Origin of the sequence: Streptomyces sp. NPDC052701 (genome assembly GCF_040678355.1) — a bacterium.
Taxonomy (GTDB): Bacteria; Actinomycetota; Actinomycetes; order Streptomycetales; family Streptomycetaceae; genus Streptomyces.
In genome coordinates this window covers 504532-518531 of the sequence record NZ_JBFATO010000001.1, presented here as the reverse complement: position 1 = coordinate 518531, position 14000 = coordinate 504532, and the positions used below count along the sequence as shown (strand labels likewise).

Here is a 14000-nt window from a genome sequence, read left to right as displayed (position 1 = left end):
CCAAGTGGACATGGTGTGGAGCGGCTGGGGGGACCCGGCCAGGGCGGCCCCGCTGCCCGACTCGGTGACCGGCCTGCTGCGCGACCTGCTCGGCGTCGCACCGCGCGGGACGGCCCCCGTCCCCCTCGGCTCGGTCGCCGTACCCGCCTCCCCGCTCACCGGTGAGGCGCGCGCGGCCCTCGCCGAGTGCTGCGGCGGGCCGGCGCACGTGCGCACCGACGCCGAGAGCCGGATCCGGCACACGCGCGGCAGGTCGACGCCCGACCTGCTGCGCATCCGCACCGGCGAGGCCGACGACGCCCCGGCGGCCGTCGTCCTGCCGGGCAGCCACGAGGAGGTCCTGGCCGTCCTGCGGGTCTGCGCCGGACACGGGCTGGCCGTCGTGCCGTTCGGCGGCGGCACCTCGGTCGTGGGCGGGCTCGCCCCGCGGGGCGGGCGCGCCTTCGTCGCCCTGGACCTGCGGCGCATGGACGCGCTGCTCGCGCTCGACGAGGTCTCCCGCACCGCCACGCTCCAGCCCGGGCTGCGCGCCCCGCGGGCCGAGGCGCTCCTCAACGAGCGGGGCTTCACCCTGGGCCACTTCCCGCAGTCGTACGAGTGGGCCTCGATCGGCGGCTTCGCCGCGGCGCGCTCCAGCGGCCAGGCGTCGGCCGGGTACGGCCGGTTCGACGAGATGGTGCTGGGCCTGACCGTCGCCACGCCCGAGGGCACCCTGGAGGCCGGCCGCGCGCCCCGCTCGGCGGCCGGGCCCGACCTGCGCCAGCTGATCCTCGGCTCCGAGGGCGCGCTCGGGGTGATCACCTCGGTGACCGTGCGGATCCGGCCGCTGCCGCGGACGCGGATCCACGAGGGCTGGCGCTTCGCCTCCTTCGAGGCGGGGACCGCGGCGCTGCGCAGGCTCGCCCAGGACGGGCCGCGGCCCACCGTGCTGCGGCTGTCGGACGAGACCGAGACGTTCGTCGGCCTCGCCCAGCCGGACGGGATCGGACGCTCCGGCGGCGCGCCGCCGGCCGGCTGCACGGCGATCGCCGGGTACGAGGGGACGGCCGAGGAGACCGCGCGGCGGCGGGCCCGCGCCCGGGAGGTGCTGCTGGCCTGCGGGGGCGAGTTCGCGGGCGAGGAGCCGGGCGAACGCTGGGCCCGCGGCCGCTACGACGCCCCGTACCTGCGCGACGCGCTGCTGGACGCGGGCGCGTTCGTGGAGACCCTGGAGACCGCGGCCTTCTGGTCCGGTCTCCCGGCGCTGTACGACGCGGTGCGCCGGACGCTCACGTCGACGCTCACCGAGGCGGGCACTCCGCCGCTGGTCATGTGCCACGTCTCGCACGTGTACGAGAACGGCGCGTCGCTGTACTTCACCGTGGTCTCGGCCCAGGGCGAGGACCCCGTCGCGCACTGGGCCCCGGTGAAGCGGGCGGTGAACGACGCGATCCTGGCGGCCGGCGGCACGATCAGCCATCATCACGGCGTCGGGACCGACCACCGGGACTGGTTCGTCCGGGAGGCGGGACCGGTCGGCATCCGCGTCCTGCAGGCCGTCAAGGCCGAAGTCGACCCGTCCGGGATCCTCAACCCCGGCGTGCTTCTCCCCCTCCGCTGACCGACCTCCGCCCGACCGGCCCCGCCTCCCGAAAGGCGCACCCATGCGACAGTTCACCGCGGTCGTCAACCCCGCAGCAGGCGGCTCCAGCGGCACTGCGGCCCTGCTTCCGCTGGCCCGGCTGCTGAGGGAGGCCGGGGCCCGGCTCGACACGCAGTACAGCCGCAGCCTCCAGCACGCCGGAGACCTCGCACGGCGGGCGGGCGAGCAGGGGCACGTCGTGCTCGCCGTCGGCGGCGACGGCATGGCCGGCCGCGTCGGCGGCGCCCTCAGCGGCACCGGCTCCGTCCTCGGCCTGGTGCCGGCGGGCCGCGGCAACGACTTCGCCCGGGCCCTGGGCCTGCCCGCCGACGCGCCGTCCCTGGCCGCTCTGCTGCTGAACGGCTCGCCCCGGCCGGTCGACACCATCCGCGTCGAATCGGCCGTCCACGCCGGGGTGTCGGTGCTCGGCAGCGTGTACGCGGGGATCGACGCGGTCGCCAACCGGTACGCCAACGAAACCCGGCTGCTGCGCGGCGCGGCCTCCTACTACGCGGGCGGGCTGCGCGCCGTGACGACCTGGCGGCCCGCCTGCTACCGCGTCACCGTGGACGGGGAGGTCCACGAACGGCGCGGCTACACGGTGGTGGCGGCCAATTCCGGCTTCTACGGCTTCGGGCGCCGCATCGCCCCCGGCGCCCGGGTCGACGACGGCCTGCTCGACGTCGTCGTGATCCGGCACGCCCCCAGGCGGCTGTTCTTCGCCGTGATGAACGAGCTCAAGACGGGCGAGCACCTCGAACGCCCCGAGGTGGAGGTGCTGCGCGGCAGGGAGATCCGCATCGAGGCCGACCGGGCCCTGCCCTACGGCGCGGACGGCGAGGTCGACGCCGCGCTGCCGGTGAGGGTGTGCGTGCAGCCGGGCGCGCTCAACGTGCTCCGCTGAGCGCCGGGGGTCCGGGCGGCCACCGCCCGGACAGTACCCGAAGCCGCCCGCGGGACCCCGGCCGCACCACCGCCCCGCCCGGCCGGGCGGGGCGGTCGCCCGCCCGCTCGCCCCGGGCCGGCACGCGGGGCCGGTGAGCGCGCCCGGACCTGAGCCAAAGCTCAGGAGTTGTCACCAGCAGGGTCGGACGAGCTGGCAAAAGGCATCGGTCGAAGCATCCTGGTTGTCACAGGCGAGGCATCCGACTTGTCACACGCGCTCATTCAGCAGTCTTTCTGTCACCAGAAGTGCATCGAGAGCCTGCGCCTCTCCGTGGCGGTTTTATGAGGGCATGGCCGCTACACGCGCTGCGGCAGATCTTCACGTGCACGCTCGACCGCAACGGCCTGGTCGGTGCGGCGGAACTGGCCTGGCAGCCGGTGCTCGACGGCCCACTGGGGGCGCTGCGCTGACGGCCGGACCGCACTCCGTCCCGCCAGCGCGGCCGACAGCTGCGCCCGGCTCGCCGCCCGGGCCACCACCCCGGGCGGGCTCACCAGGCCACCGAGGGCAGACCGGCCCGGTCGCGGCTGAGCATCACGACACTGCTGCCGGTACCCACGACCAGCTTCCCGCCCGGGCCGGCCGCGCACGCGTACACGGGCGCGGGCATCAGCAGTTCGGCCGTACAGCGTCGGTGTTCCACGTCCCACACGCGCACGGTGCTGTCGTCGCCGCCGGTAATGGCGACCGGGCGGCCTGCGACGGTGGTGCACGTGATCGTCCGCACTGCCCCGGCATGGGCGTTCACGGGGTCGCCGAGGGCCTGTCTTGCGGCGAGGTCCCAGAAGCGTACGGTCCGGTGTTCGCTACCGGTGACGGCGACGGGACGTCCTCTCACCGCGGTGCAGGCCACCGTCCGCACTGCCCCGGTGTGACCGGTGAGGGGTTCGTCCACCGGATGGCCCGTGTTGAGGTTCCACATGCCCACCGTCCGGTGTTCACTGCCGGTGACGGCGATGGGATGACCCTCGACCGTCGTGCAGGCTACCGCGCATATGCCGAAGGCCCTTGAGGGGCCGGTGAGCGCCTGCTGGGCGACCGGGTCCCACACTCTCAGTCCTTCCACATCGCTACCGATGACGACGGCCGAACGGCTGCGGACCGTGGCACAAGCCAGCACCGGCCGCGCACGGAGCCCTTGGTAGTCGGGAAGGATCTCGTCTTGCAGCCGACCTGTGGCCAGGTCCTGGACCCGCACGCTTCCGTCCTCGGCGGCGGTGACGGCGACGGTGTGAGCACCGGCCGTGGTGCAGACCATCGCGCACAGCGCGCCGGTGTGCCCGGCCCGCCACTCGTCCAATGGCCGGCCGGTGGCCAGCTCCCAGATCCGTACTCTTCCACCGGCATCGGCGCTCACGGCGACGGGGAGGCCGTTGAGGGTGGCGCAGGCCACCGCGCGCACCGGTCTGGCGGTCCTAATCCCCTGCGCGTTCGCCGACTCCCGGGTGCTCAGGTCCCAGACGCGTACGGTGCGGTCTTCCCCGGCGCTGACGGCGACGGGGCGGCCGTCCATTATGGTGCAGGCTACTGCCCGCACCGGTTTCGTGTGGCCGGTCAGGGGATCGCCGGCGGGCTGGCGGTTTTTCAGGTCCCAGACGCGTACGGTGCGGTCCTCCCCGGCGCTGACGGCGACGGGGCGATCACCGATGGTGGTGCAGGCCACCGCGAGCACCATTCCGGCATGGCCGGTGAGGGGATCGCCGATGGGCTGGCCGGTGTTCAGGTTCCAGATCCGCAGGTGTCCGCGCAGGCTGCCGGTGACGGCGACGGGAAGGTTCCCGACCGTGGTGCAGGCGACCTGGGCAGCCGTCCATGACTGAAGACCGGGGGGCACTCGCACGGGGCGGTCACCGGCCAAGTGATACACCAGCACGGAGTCGTCGTTGGCGGTGACGGCGACCGGCTGGTCACGGACCATCCCGCAGGCTAGGGGCTGACTCCCCCATCCGAATGGGATGGGAAGCGGCGCACCGGCCGGGCGGCTGGTCTTCAAGTCCCACGCTCGTATCGCGTCGTTCTCGCTGATGACTACGGCGGGGCGATCGCCGATGGTGGTGCAGGCCAAAGCGTTCGTTCCGTGGGCGGACGTGGGGAGGGGTTCTGCGAAAAGGCGCCCATTGGTCAGGTTCCACACCTGTACCTCGTCGTTGTCGCCGATCACGGCCACGGGGACGTCGTCGACCGTGGTGCAGGCCACGGCGCACTGCCAACTGCCGGAGAGGGGAAGGGGATCGATCAGGAGCCGGCCGTTGTTCAGGTCCCATACGCGCACCGTACGGTCGTGGCTGCCGGTGACGGCGACCGGGCGGCCTTTGACCGTGGCGCAGGCAACGGCGAGCACACCGGCCGTGTGCCCGAGGAGCGTGTCCAGCAGCTCCCCGGGAGAAACGGTGCCTGCCGTGGCCCACCTCGGTTTCCAGCTGTCCGGGGGCAGGTGCTCCACGAGGGGCGCGTGCAGAGCGGAGAGCTGGTGCCGGGCGGCGTCGCGGGCGAGCACGTGGTGTCTGAGTGCGGGCGTGGCGCGGCGGTGCTGCTCGAGGGAGGTGCGGTAGACCGTGGCGGCTGCTCGTGCCTCGGTAGTACGGACGGACCGCAGGGCGGGTACGAGGACGTCGGCGTCGGCGTGGACCAGGAAGCCGGGGTCCGTGACGACGTCGTCCAGGCAGTGCGCAACAGCGGCGTGGTACGGCAGATGGCGCAGGGTGTAGGGGTGGGCGACGGACCAGTTGCGCGTACCGTCGATCCGGTAGGGAACGCGTGTGATGAGGATGTCGGTGAACGCGGCGTGCACGGCCTTGGGATCGATTCCCTCGCAGAGGTGTTCCGCCAAGGCCTGGTGGTGGAGCCGGTAGGCGGAATGACCGGCCTCCGTGGCCTCCACGACGTAGGAGCCGGCCTTTTGGCGGAGCCACTGGAGGTCCTCGTCGGTGTAGTCCCGCCCGGAGACGGCGCGGGCCAGCGCGGCCCAGATGTCCTCCCAGGGCAAGCCCTGTCCGGCGGCGAAGGCCAGGGGGCGCAGCAGGTCGGCGGCGCGCTCGGCGTCCCGGCCCAGCCTGCGGGTGAGGTCCTCGCGCATGGCCTGCCCGGCATGGCGTGGCAGCCCGGCGACCCACTTGAGGTCGTGCGGGTCGGCGGCGTGGTCGGCCGCGGCCAGGGTGCCGGCGGTGATGCGGGCGACGAGGAAGGAATTGCCGGCGGCGTCTGCCACCGCCTCGGCCACTGGTCCCAGCGCGGTGCGGTTGAGCCGGTAGGGAGAGTGGGGGTGGGAATCGAGCAGGCTGCGCACGGTGTACGCGTGCAGGGCATCACGGTCGGCGTAGCGGGGGGCGTCCAGGTCGATGGCCGGCTCACGGTCAGGGGTGCTCTCGTCGTCCAGGCCGAGGGCACCCATCAGGTGCGGGCGCAGACCCAGCAGGAACCGGATGCGGCCGCGGGACTTCTCGATCAGATCTCGCAGTTGCGAACACAGGGTCTCGGGCGTGGCGGCCTCGTCGACGGCATCGATCAGCGCGGTGAAGGGACGCGTGCCATTACGGCCCTTGAGGGCCGCCAGTAGAGTATCAGTGGTGTCAGCGCGGACCTTCATCGCAGCCGCCAAGCCTTGGAGGACATCGCTGTCGGTGAGTCCTTGAGCGTAGAGGGCCACATCGAGGGAGCCCTTGGCGGGGATCATGTGCGGAGCGAGACCGAGATGGGTTTTCGGCACGGTGTCGCTGCGTTCGGGGTGGGAAAGAGCGGCGATCAGACCCAGGACGGCGGTCTTTCCCGAGCCGGGTCCTCCGGTGACCACGAGCGCGGCCGGATGCCTCTCCGGTGCACGCCGGCCGAGCCAGTCGGTGATCGCTGTGAGGGCCGAGTGGCGACCGCAGAACCACCACTCGTCTGTGCTGTCACCGTGAGAGGCCTTTGCGCGCGCCAGCAGGCGCGTCGTCAGCTCCGTGTCCCGGCGACGGGCCTGTGCGGCGAATTCGGCGGCGTGCTGAACAGCCAGGTCGCCATGGGGCAGCTGGGTACTGTGCCGGGGATTGGCCAGGAACGGAGGCGGTTCACCGGTCAGTCCCACGACGGTGAGGGAGATGCGCTGGTATTTGGGCCGTGCGCGGTGATCGTTCATCGCCTGCACCACGGTGGACACCGGGAGCGCCTGCGGGACCTCACCGGCGGTGGCCCAGCTGCCGACGGCCTCGGTGAACAGCGTCGGGAAGGCGCCGGCCTTCGCCTGCTCGTGAGGTTGAGCGGACGAGATGACCATCAGACCGGCTCCGGTGGACTTTCCCCAGCCTACGCCGACCCGTTCGAGGGCGGCCGCGGCCAGTTCATTGCCTCCCTGACCGGAATAGCAGGTGTCCAGAATCAACAGCAGGCGGCGGACCTTGGTTTCGAGCAGCGTGACGCGAGCGAGTTCCACGGTGCGGAGCGCGGTGTACGACACATCGCCGGGGTCGGTGTCGGCCATGTACAGGACATGGTCGCCGCTGTGGTCCAGGACATCGCCGTGGCACGAGACGTACACGGCCAGCAGGTCGTCCTCACGGCGGTCCGAGGCCTTGCAGAACGCGCGCAGGTGGTCCGTGAGCTCGTTGCGGGTAGGGTTGAGCCCCAGCTCGGTCCGGTGCTGGTAACCGAGTTGCTGACTGAACAAATCGACGATCTTTTCCCGCGCTTCCGCCAGCTCGGGCCGGTCCCACGCGGGATACTCGGTGTACCTGGTGACGGCCGTGGCGATCAGGAAGCGGCGCGGCTCCTCGCTGTCCCTGTCCGCATGGACCCTCACAGAAGGCCGCCAGCGATAGCACGACCGCACAGCGCGTCCGTCAGGTACGCGAGCGCGTCGTGTGCATGCGCGCCGTTGTGCACTCTCACGGACCGCATACGGTTGCCGAAGAACGGGCGGAGATCCTTCACCAGCGCCACGACGTCACCGTCATCGGCGATGTTCGTCCACACCACCTCCCGCCCTCCCGGCCAGATCCCCCGTACCCCACCGCCCAGGCGCAGCGGCGCAGGTTCGAGCCGGTGCAGGACCAGATGCGGGATTCCGAGGGGTGAGCCAAGGGTGACCAGGGCCCGCACCCCGTGGCCGGGCCGGGCGCACAACGCCTCGTAGGCCACCACAGAACCCAACGAGTGCGCCACCACCACCCTCGTGTCCTCGGCTATCACCTCCAGTACCCGGCCCCGCACCCGCTGCCGGATCCCGGCGTCGGTCAGGTAGAGACGGACCTGCTTCAGGTCGGAGATCAGACCGCGCAACGCCACCCCTGCGAAGAACCGCGACCCCGACAGCGCGCGGAGCGCCGCCTGCACCGACTGCGGAGTGGCCGCGAGTGTCTCCGCGCCGGGCGGTACGACTCCCGCGTCGGTCTCGGCAGCCGCAGTCCACCATGCGAGCAACAATTCCCTCTCGAAGCCCTCCGCGACGTCGTCCGCGGAGTACGGCGGGTCCCCGGGGGCCAGGAAGCCGCCTGCCGGGCGGAAGCAGTCACCGTAGAACGCCATCTCCACATGCAGCTCCGCCGCGGCGCGCCCGGCCCCCGCTCGGCGCAACCCGTCGGCCAGGGCGGGCCGCCACTGCCGTAACAGGGAATCCTCGCCGAGGAGTTGCTTGCCGATCCCGTGCACCGCCACGACCCGCGCCATCCCGCCCCCCCGGTTCTTCGCCCTGTAGCCGCACCATGAAGCCGCCGACACAGTATGGGGCCGGACTACGTGGCGGTCGAGGAGGAGCCGACCTCGGTACGCACACACGGGTCACGGGTATCGCCCGCTGACAGCAGCGACGCCGCAGCGGGCGCGAGGGCCACGTGACGGCGCGCCGGGGGCGCGGGCCGCCCGGCTCCAGCCGGTGGCGAACGCCCGCCCCGGGTGCTGGCCGAGGATACGGTCCGTCAGCTCGGCACCCACCGCCTCGGCCAGCCGTGTCCGCACCCCGCGCAGCAGGTACGGCACCCCCGGACCACCGTCGACCGAGTGGGCGCCGGCGGTCACCGTGTCCCCGCCAGCAGCAACCGGTCTCCGAAACCGCCCTCCGCCAGTGCCCGTACGGCCTCCGGCATCCGCCAGTCGGTGGCGTGGTGGGTGCGTGGCGGACCGTCGAAGGCCAGCCAGCAGCCCGACGCGGCCGCCTGCCAGTTGCTCCCAGCAGATCGCAGAGGCCGTCAAGAGCTGAGAAAACGACCTTCCGGCGCCCCACCTCACAGGTGACAACAATCCTGCCTATGTAGCAACTATCGCGCTTCGACTCACGTACATGAGCCGAAGCTCAGAAGTTGTCACCAGCGAGACCGGCTGAGCTGGTGAACGGGGACGGCCGAAGCAGCCCGGTTGTCACCAGCGAGGCAACCGACTTGTCACAGACGCTCATTCAGCAGTCTTTCTGTCACCAGAAACGAAGATCGGGAGCCTGAGGATCTCCACGGCGCTTCCATGAGGTCATGGCCGCTACACACGCTGGGTTGGGAAGGGTAGTCGAAGCCGCTGACACCAAGTCCGTCTGGTCGCATCAGTGCAGCTGGGAGGACCTTTTCGTGCCGACGGGCGTCGACGCGGGCAGGTTCGGTCTGGAGCTGGGCGACGGCTGGACGAGACGGTGGACGGTCTCTTGACGGGTCGGCGGGGACGATGTGTCCTGCTCGGTGCACGATCTCGTACAGGAGCCGGTGCTCACGAGCGACCCGATGCGGCACTTCACCTGGCGCCGGGACCAACGGCACCGTCCTGGCCTGCAGTTTCTGACCAGTACCGGCCGTCATCACGGCGCGGAGAGCCTGGAGGAGAGCCGGGTGCTGCTGGCCCTGGACTTTGCCGGCGACGTGGTCGACGTCGTCTCGCAGCCGCTGAAGATCTCCTTCGCCACCTGCGGGAAGCGGCGCGCCCACACCCCTGACTACCTCGCGGTGACCCGCCGCGGCGTCTGGCTGATCGACGTACGCCCCGAGCCCCTGATCAAGGACACGGACCGGGAGTCGTTCGCCGCGGCCGCCGAGGTCGCCGTCGCCTGCGGCTGGCGCTACGCGGTGGCCGCCCGCTGGCGCGAGCACGCCTTCGCAGGGCTGGACGCGATGGCGTCGCGGCGCCGGCTGAGTTCCGATCCGCTGGGGCTTCGACCGGTGCTGCTCGCCGAGGTCGAGGGCGGGCGGAGGTTCGGTGAGCTATCGGCGGCGACGGGCTGCGAGCCGGTCGCCCGGGCCCAGCTGCTGCACCTGCTGTGGTCGAGGCAGCTGGGCGTCGACCTGGCCGTCCCGCTGCAGGACCGCTCGCTCGTGATGCCCGCCGGGGAGGCGGGCCGGTGACCGTGGCGGCGGTGTTGGACCTTTCCCCCGGCGCCGGGCTGGTGCTGGACGGGACGGAGTGGACGGTCGAGCGTCGCGAACCGCACTTGGGCCGGGTGCAGTTGGTGAAGGACGACGGCACCCGCGAGCGAGTGACGTTCCGGTTCCTGGCCAATCATCCGCAGTGCCGGCCGTCGTCGCGGATGTCGTCGGCGGGGGCCGACCCGGCCGCGGACGCGGTCCTGACGGCCGACCAGCTCGAGCACCTGATCGCGACGTGGATCGTCGGCGTCTGGCAGAAGCGCAAGCTGGGCGAGTACGCCCCGGCCTGGGATCCGGACGGCTCGCACAGCCCGAACTCGCTGTTCGCGGCGTCGTTCGCGCAGACCGGTTTCGCGATGGACATCCCCTCCCCGGAGCTCTTCTACGAGCTGCTGCCCGCGCACTACGTCCGCATCGACAAGCGCCGCGGGGTGAAGATCCGCGGACTTTGGTACGACGCCGCCGACGTCCTGCGGGACTATCGCGGCGAGCTGTCGACGCGGGGCGGCAAGCACAAGGGCAAGTGGCTCATCCGCCGCGACCCGCGGGATCGGCGCCAGGTGTTCTTCCAGGACCCGATCAGCCATGCCTGGCACCCGCTGCCCTGGACGGGCATGCCCCGGGCCGGGCAGATGCCGGCGTTCGGGGACGCGCGGGCCAGCGCCCTGCTCGCGAAGGCCGCCGCGGCCGGGCTGAAGCCGAAGTCGGACACCGAGCTGCTGCCGGTGCTGTTGGAGCTGATCGGCTCGAACATCCCGGTCAGCAAGTGGCCGACCCAGCTGAAGAAGTCCCAGCGCACCGAGCACGCCCGCGAGACGCACCAGGCCAGGGCCGCGCAGGCCGACAGGCCGCCGAGCACGCCCGCACCGGCCCCACCACCCGCCCCCGCTCCCGATCCCGCTGGGGAGGAGACGGCGACGGTGCTGAGCTGGCCGGGCCGGGCCCGCCAGACGCAGGAAGCGGTCGCCGGGGAACGGCGCCGACGGCGGGAGGCCGTCCGGTCCGCTCCCGTCCCGCCGCCCGAGCTGGGCCACAGCTTCCGGGCCCGCAGCGTGTTCGTCCTGCCCGAGGACGACCTGGAGGAGGACCGTGGTGGACCAGACGACGCCGGATGAGCACGCGGTCGTCCCGTTCCTGCGGGCCGGTCCGCCGCCGGACCGCGCCCGCTGGGAGGGCTGGCAGCAGTGGCGGAAGATCCGCGGCACCTTCGTGCCCGCTCCGCGTCTGAGCCTGGCCGAGCACCAGAGCCTGAGCCCCCGGCGCCGGGCCCTGCACGACCTGCACCGCACCGCGACGCACGTCAACATGCGGCTGCAGGAGACGCCGATGAGCGCGCGGGTCGCGAACCTGATGCGCGGCCGGCTGCAGAACAACGCGGTGAAGTTCATGCCCGGCACCCGCGACGGCCTGATGATCAACGGCGGCGGGTCCCAGGGCAAGACCGAGACCGCCTGCGACGCGGCCGCGTCCTTCGAGGACGTCTGGCGCGAGGTCCTCCAGCTGCTACCCGGCCCCACCCCGGCACCCGGGACGTGTTCGTCCCCGTCGCCTACTGCCGCCTGCCGGTCCGCGCGACACCCAAGGGACTCTGCAAGGCGATCTTGAACGTCTACGGCAACCCGCACCCCGGAACCCTGAACGACCTGGTCAGAGCGGTGCGGGACGCGATCCGGGACCATCACACCACCGCCCTGCTGATCGACGACATCACCTGGCTCCGGCTCCACCGCGAGGACGACCAAGACACCCTCGACCTCATCCGCGAACTGATGGACCTCAACGTCACCCTGATCCTGATCGGCGTGGACATCCCCGGCTCCGGCCTCCTGCGCGGCGCCTACGTCGACCAGCGCACCGGACAGTGGGTCTTCCCCGACAACGGGCGAGGCGGGCGGCACAGCACCGCAGCAGCCACGCAGACCGGCCGCCGGTTCGACATGGTCGATCTCGACCCGTTCGACTACTCCACCCCGGCCGGCATCACCGCCTTCCTCGACCACCTGGCCGGCATCGAGGACCAGCTGCGGCTTCTGCGGTCCTTCGAAGGCATGCTCACCAGCGGCGAAATGCCGGAGTACCTCTTCGGCCGCACCCGCGGCGTCGTCGGCCTGCTGCGGCGGCTGATCGAGGACGGCTGCACCGAGGCGATCCTCACCGGCGAGGAACGCCTCACCCCCGAACTGCTCGCGAAGACCACGATCCACCTCGGCAACCTGGACGACCTCGACCCCGGCGCCGGCGAGGTCCCCGAGATCCCGCAGAACACCACCCCGCCCACCAAGCCCAAGCCCTGCCGCGGACGCAACACGGTCCTCGACGACCACGGGAACAGGCCGGCCGCAGGTGACTGACATGACCATGAGCTCCGGGCGGCGGCCCTTCGGACTCAGCCTCGACCCGCTGGAGGGCGAGTCCCTGGCCGGTTTCGTCCTGCGGCTGGCCCACCGCCTGCACATCTCGCCCCACGAGCTCGCCCGGCTGACCGGCTTGACCGAACAGGACCGGCTCGGTCGGGCCCGGGCGTCACTCTCCACGCGGCTGACCACCGCCGAGATCAAGAACTTCGCCGCCACCACCCGCCTGGACCCCCGCGAGGTCCGCGCGATGACGCTGGAACCTCTCGCCTCCCGCTACCCGCCGGCGGCCCGAAGCGTCGCCAACGTGCGAGCTGGCAAGGTCTACTCCATGCACACGGACGGATGGCTGTTCGCCACGACCGCCCGCTACTGCCCTCGCTGTCTCGCCGGCGACGGCTCCGACATCCAGAGCGCCCACGGCGGGCCCTGGCAGATCCTCTGGCGCCTTCCGGTCGTCTTCGCCTGCCCGCTCCACGAGGTGTTCCTGGAACACCTCCGCCCTCAATGCCATAAACCGGTCAACTTCAGCAGCAGAGCCCAGCTGTTTCCCCGTCCTGCCGCCTCCGGAGTCCACCCTGCCCACTGCCGGTCTTCCACGGATCAGGACATCCCGACCAGTCGGCCCGGCGCCCCCTGCGGGACACCGCTTGCGCACGACCCACTCCACTGCACCATCACCGGCCCGGCCCCGCCCTGCTCGCGCTCCAGCACAAGATCCTTCGACTACTCCGGCCGGGCGGTCCGAAACAGCCGGCACAGCAGTACTTCACCGAGCTCATCCTGCTCGCGGGACTGGTCATGATCTGCTGGCCGCGCGTCCAGCCGGTCGGCACCACCCGTCAACTCGCCGAAGCCGTCGCCCAGCACCTCGCCATCCATGAAGGAACCGACTCCCGTCCCTACCGCTCCACTGGGGCGCCTGTCGACGCGTTCGCCTGCGCCGGCCTCCTCCAGGTCACCGATCACCTCTTGGCCGCCGACGACCTGCGCGAAGCGCTCTCCGCGCTCGCGCCCGAGGAGAACCGGACCCGCAGCGGGATCCCGCCCACCCGGCACCTGATCTGGGACAAGAACTTCAAGAAGCACCGCAGCGCATGCTCCGAACGCTTCCAGCACGCCGCCCCACCTTCCGACGCACCGGCAAAGGCGGACTTCGCCTCCCCTCCACCGGTGCCGGCCTGCGACCCGAACACATCCCCGCGTTCTTGCCCCAAGCGCTCGCCGAACATCACCTCAACTTCCTCTCAGCTATCGCCCCCAAGATGCGCCGACGCAGTGCTTCGGTCTTCCTCGTCCGGCGCGCACGCGGCGGCAGCCTCGACGAAGCCGCCCAGTTCCTCGGGATCAACCCCCAGGGCAAGAGGAACGGCTACACACAGCTGCTGAACCGCCATCTCCGCACCAGCGGCACGGCCCGCGACTTCGAACAGGCCCTCGACGCCATCACCGCCGAACTCCCGACGGCCCTGTCATCGACTACCAGCGCCGACGCGAGGCCCTCGCCACCTGGACCCTGGAACCTGAGAACTGGCAGCACATCCTCGCTCAGCTCCCGGTCCTCACAAGCCACCGAAAACCCATCAGCGACGACCGCAGACGCCTGGCCGTCAGCGCCTATACCTGGACCCGCGCCACCGAAGGCGAGCCCGTCTTCGCCCCCTGCCCACCGCACATCGCACCCGATCCAGCGCTACGCGCTGTCTGGACACGGGAGCGGCACAACGTCTTCCACTGGCTCCGCACAACGGACTACCAGCCCTACT

General features: G+C 71.6%; 11 protein-coding genes and 1 pseudogene. 8 read left to right on the top strand and 4 right to left on the bottom strand.

Annotated features, from left to right (window positions below; genetic code table 11):
* The first annotated feature begins 4 nt into the window (after positions 1 to 4).
* From AB0L29_RS02100 to AB0L29_RS02090, 3 genes are all read left to right on the top strand, one after another.
* The gene (locus tag AB0L29_RS02100) at positions 5 to 1600 is read left to right on the top strand and encodes an FAD-binding oxidoreductase (protein WP_365822342.1); all 1596 of its coding nucleotides are present in this window, start codon (positions 5 to 7) and stop codon (positions 1598 to 1600) included.
* A gap of 43 nt (positions 1601 to 1643) precedes the next feature.
* Entirely contained in the window at positions 1644 to 2525 is an 882-nt protein-coding gene (locus tag AB0L29_RS02095; RefSeq protein WP_365822340.1) for a YegS/Rv2252/BmrU family lipid kinase, read from the top strand.
* 323 nt (positions 2526 to 2848) lie between these two features.
* Positions 2849 to 2977 carry a hypothetical protein gene (locus tag AB0L29_RS02090; protein WP_365822699.1) on the top strand — a complete coding sequence of 43 codons (129 nt, stop codon included), beginning with the start codon at positions 2849 to 2851 and terminating at the stop codon, positions 2975 to 2977.
* A gap of 80 nt (positions 2978 to 3057) precedes the next feature.
* Here the strand turns inward: AB0L29_RS02090 and AB0L29_RS02085 are convergent, their stop codons facing one another.
* From AB0L29_RS02085 to AB0L29_RS02075, 3 genes and pseudogenes are all read right to left on the bottom strand, one after another.
* Positions 3058 to 7341: an AAA family ATPase gene (locus tag AB0L29_RS02085; RefSeq protein ID WP_365822338.1), complete on the bottom strand. Its 4284-nt coding sequence runs from the start codon at positions 7339 to 7341 to the stop codon at positions 3058 to 3060.
* Complete coding sequence (locus AB0L29_RS02080) at positions 7338 to 8207, bottom strand: hypothetical protein (RefSeq protein WP_365822336.1); 870 nt, start codon at positions 8205 to 8207, stop codon at positions 7338 to 7340. Before AB0L29_RS02080 ends, AB0L29_RS02085 begins: the two co-directional genes overlap by 4 nt.
* Positions 8208 to 8318: 111 nt before the next feature.
* Positions 8319 to 8701 (bottom strand): annotated as a pseudogene (locus AB0L29_RS02075) (hypothetical protein); the annotation flags it as partial.
* Between the two features lie 501 nt (positions 8702 to 9202).
* On the opposite strand from AB0L29_RS02075, the gene AB0L29_RS02070 reads away from it, so the two are divergent.
* Genes AB0L29_RS02070 through AB0L29_RS02050 form a run of 5 tightly spaced genes read left to right on the top strand, consistent with a single transcriptional unit; the run spans position 9203 to position 13039 of the window.
* A complete protein-coding gene (locus AB0L29_RS02070; RefSeq protein ID WP_365822334.1) occupies positions 9203 to 9859 on the top strand; it encodes a TnsA-like heteromeric transposase endonuclease subunit in 657 nt (218 codons plus the stop codon).
* Between the two features lie 11 nt (positions 9860 to 9870).
* Complete coding sequence (locus tag AB0L29_RS02065; RefSeq protein WP_365822332.1) at positions 9871 to 10995, top strand: hypothetical protein; 1125 nt, start codon at positions 9871 to 9873, stop codon at positions 10993 to 10995.
* On the top strand, positions 10973 to 11485 hold the full coding sequence (locus AB0L29_RS02060) for a hypothetical protein (protein ID WP_365822330.1): 513 nt from the start codon (positions 10973 to 10975) through the stop codon (positions 11483 to 11485). Before AB0L29_RS02065 ends, AB0L29_RS02060 begins: the two co-directional genes overlap by 23 nt.
* Positions 11482 to 12231 carry a hypothetical protein gene (locus AB0L29_RS02055; protein WP_365822328.1) on the top strand — a complete coding sequence of 250 codons (750 nt, stop codon included), beginning with the start codon at positions 11482 to 11484 and terminating at the stop codon, positions 12229 to 12231. Before AB0L29_RS02060 ends, AB0L29_RS02055 begins: the two co-directional genes overlap by 4 nt.
* Position 12232: 1 nt before the next feature.
* Positions 12233 to 13039 (top strand): TniQ family protein, encoded by an 807-nt coding sequence (locus tag AB0L29_RS02050; protein WP_365822326.1) that lies wholly within the window; start codon positions 12233 to 12235, stop codon positions 13037 to 13039.
* Here AB0L29_RS02050 and AB0L29_RS02045 read toward each other — a convergent pair.
* On the bottom strand, positions 12961 to 13353 hold the full coding sequence (locus tag AB0L29_RS02045; protein WP_365822324.1) for a hypothetical protein: 393 nt from the start codon (positions 13351 to 13353) through the stop codon (positions 12961 to 12963). The genes AB0L29_RS02050 and AB0L29_RS02045 overlap by 79 nt on opposite strands.
* Positions 13354 to 14000: the final 647 nt, after the last annotated feature.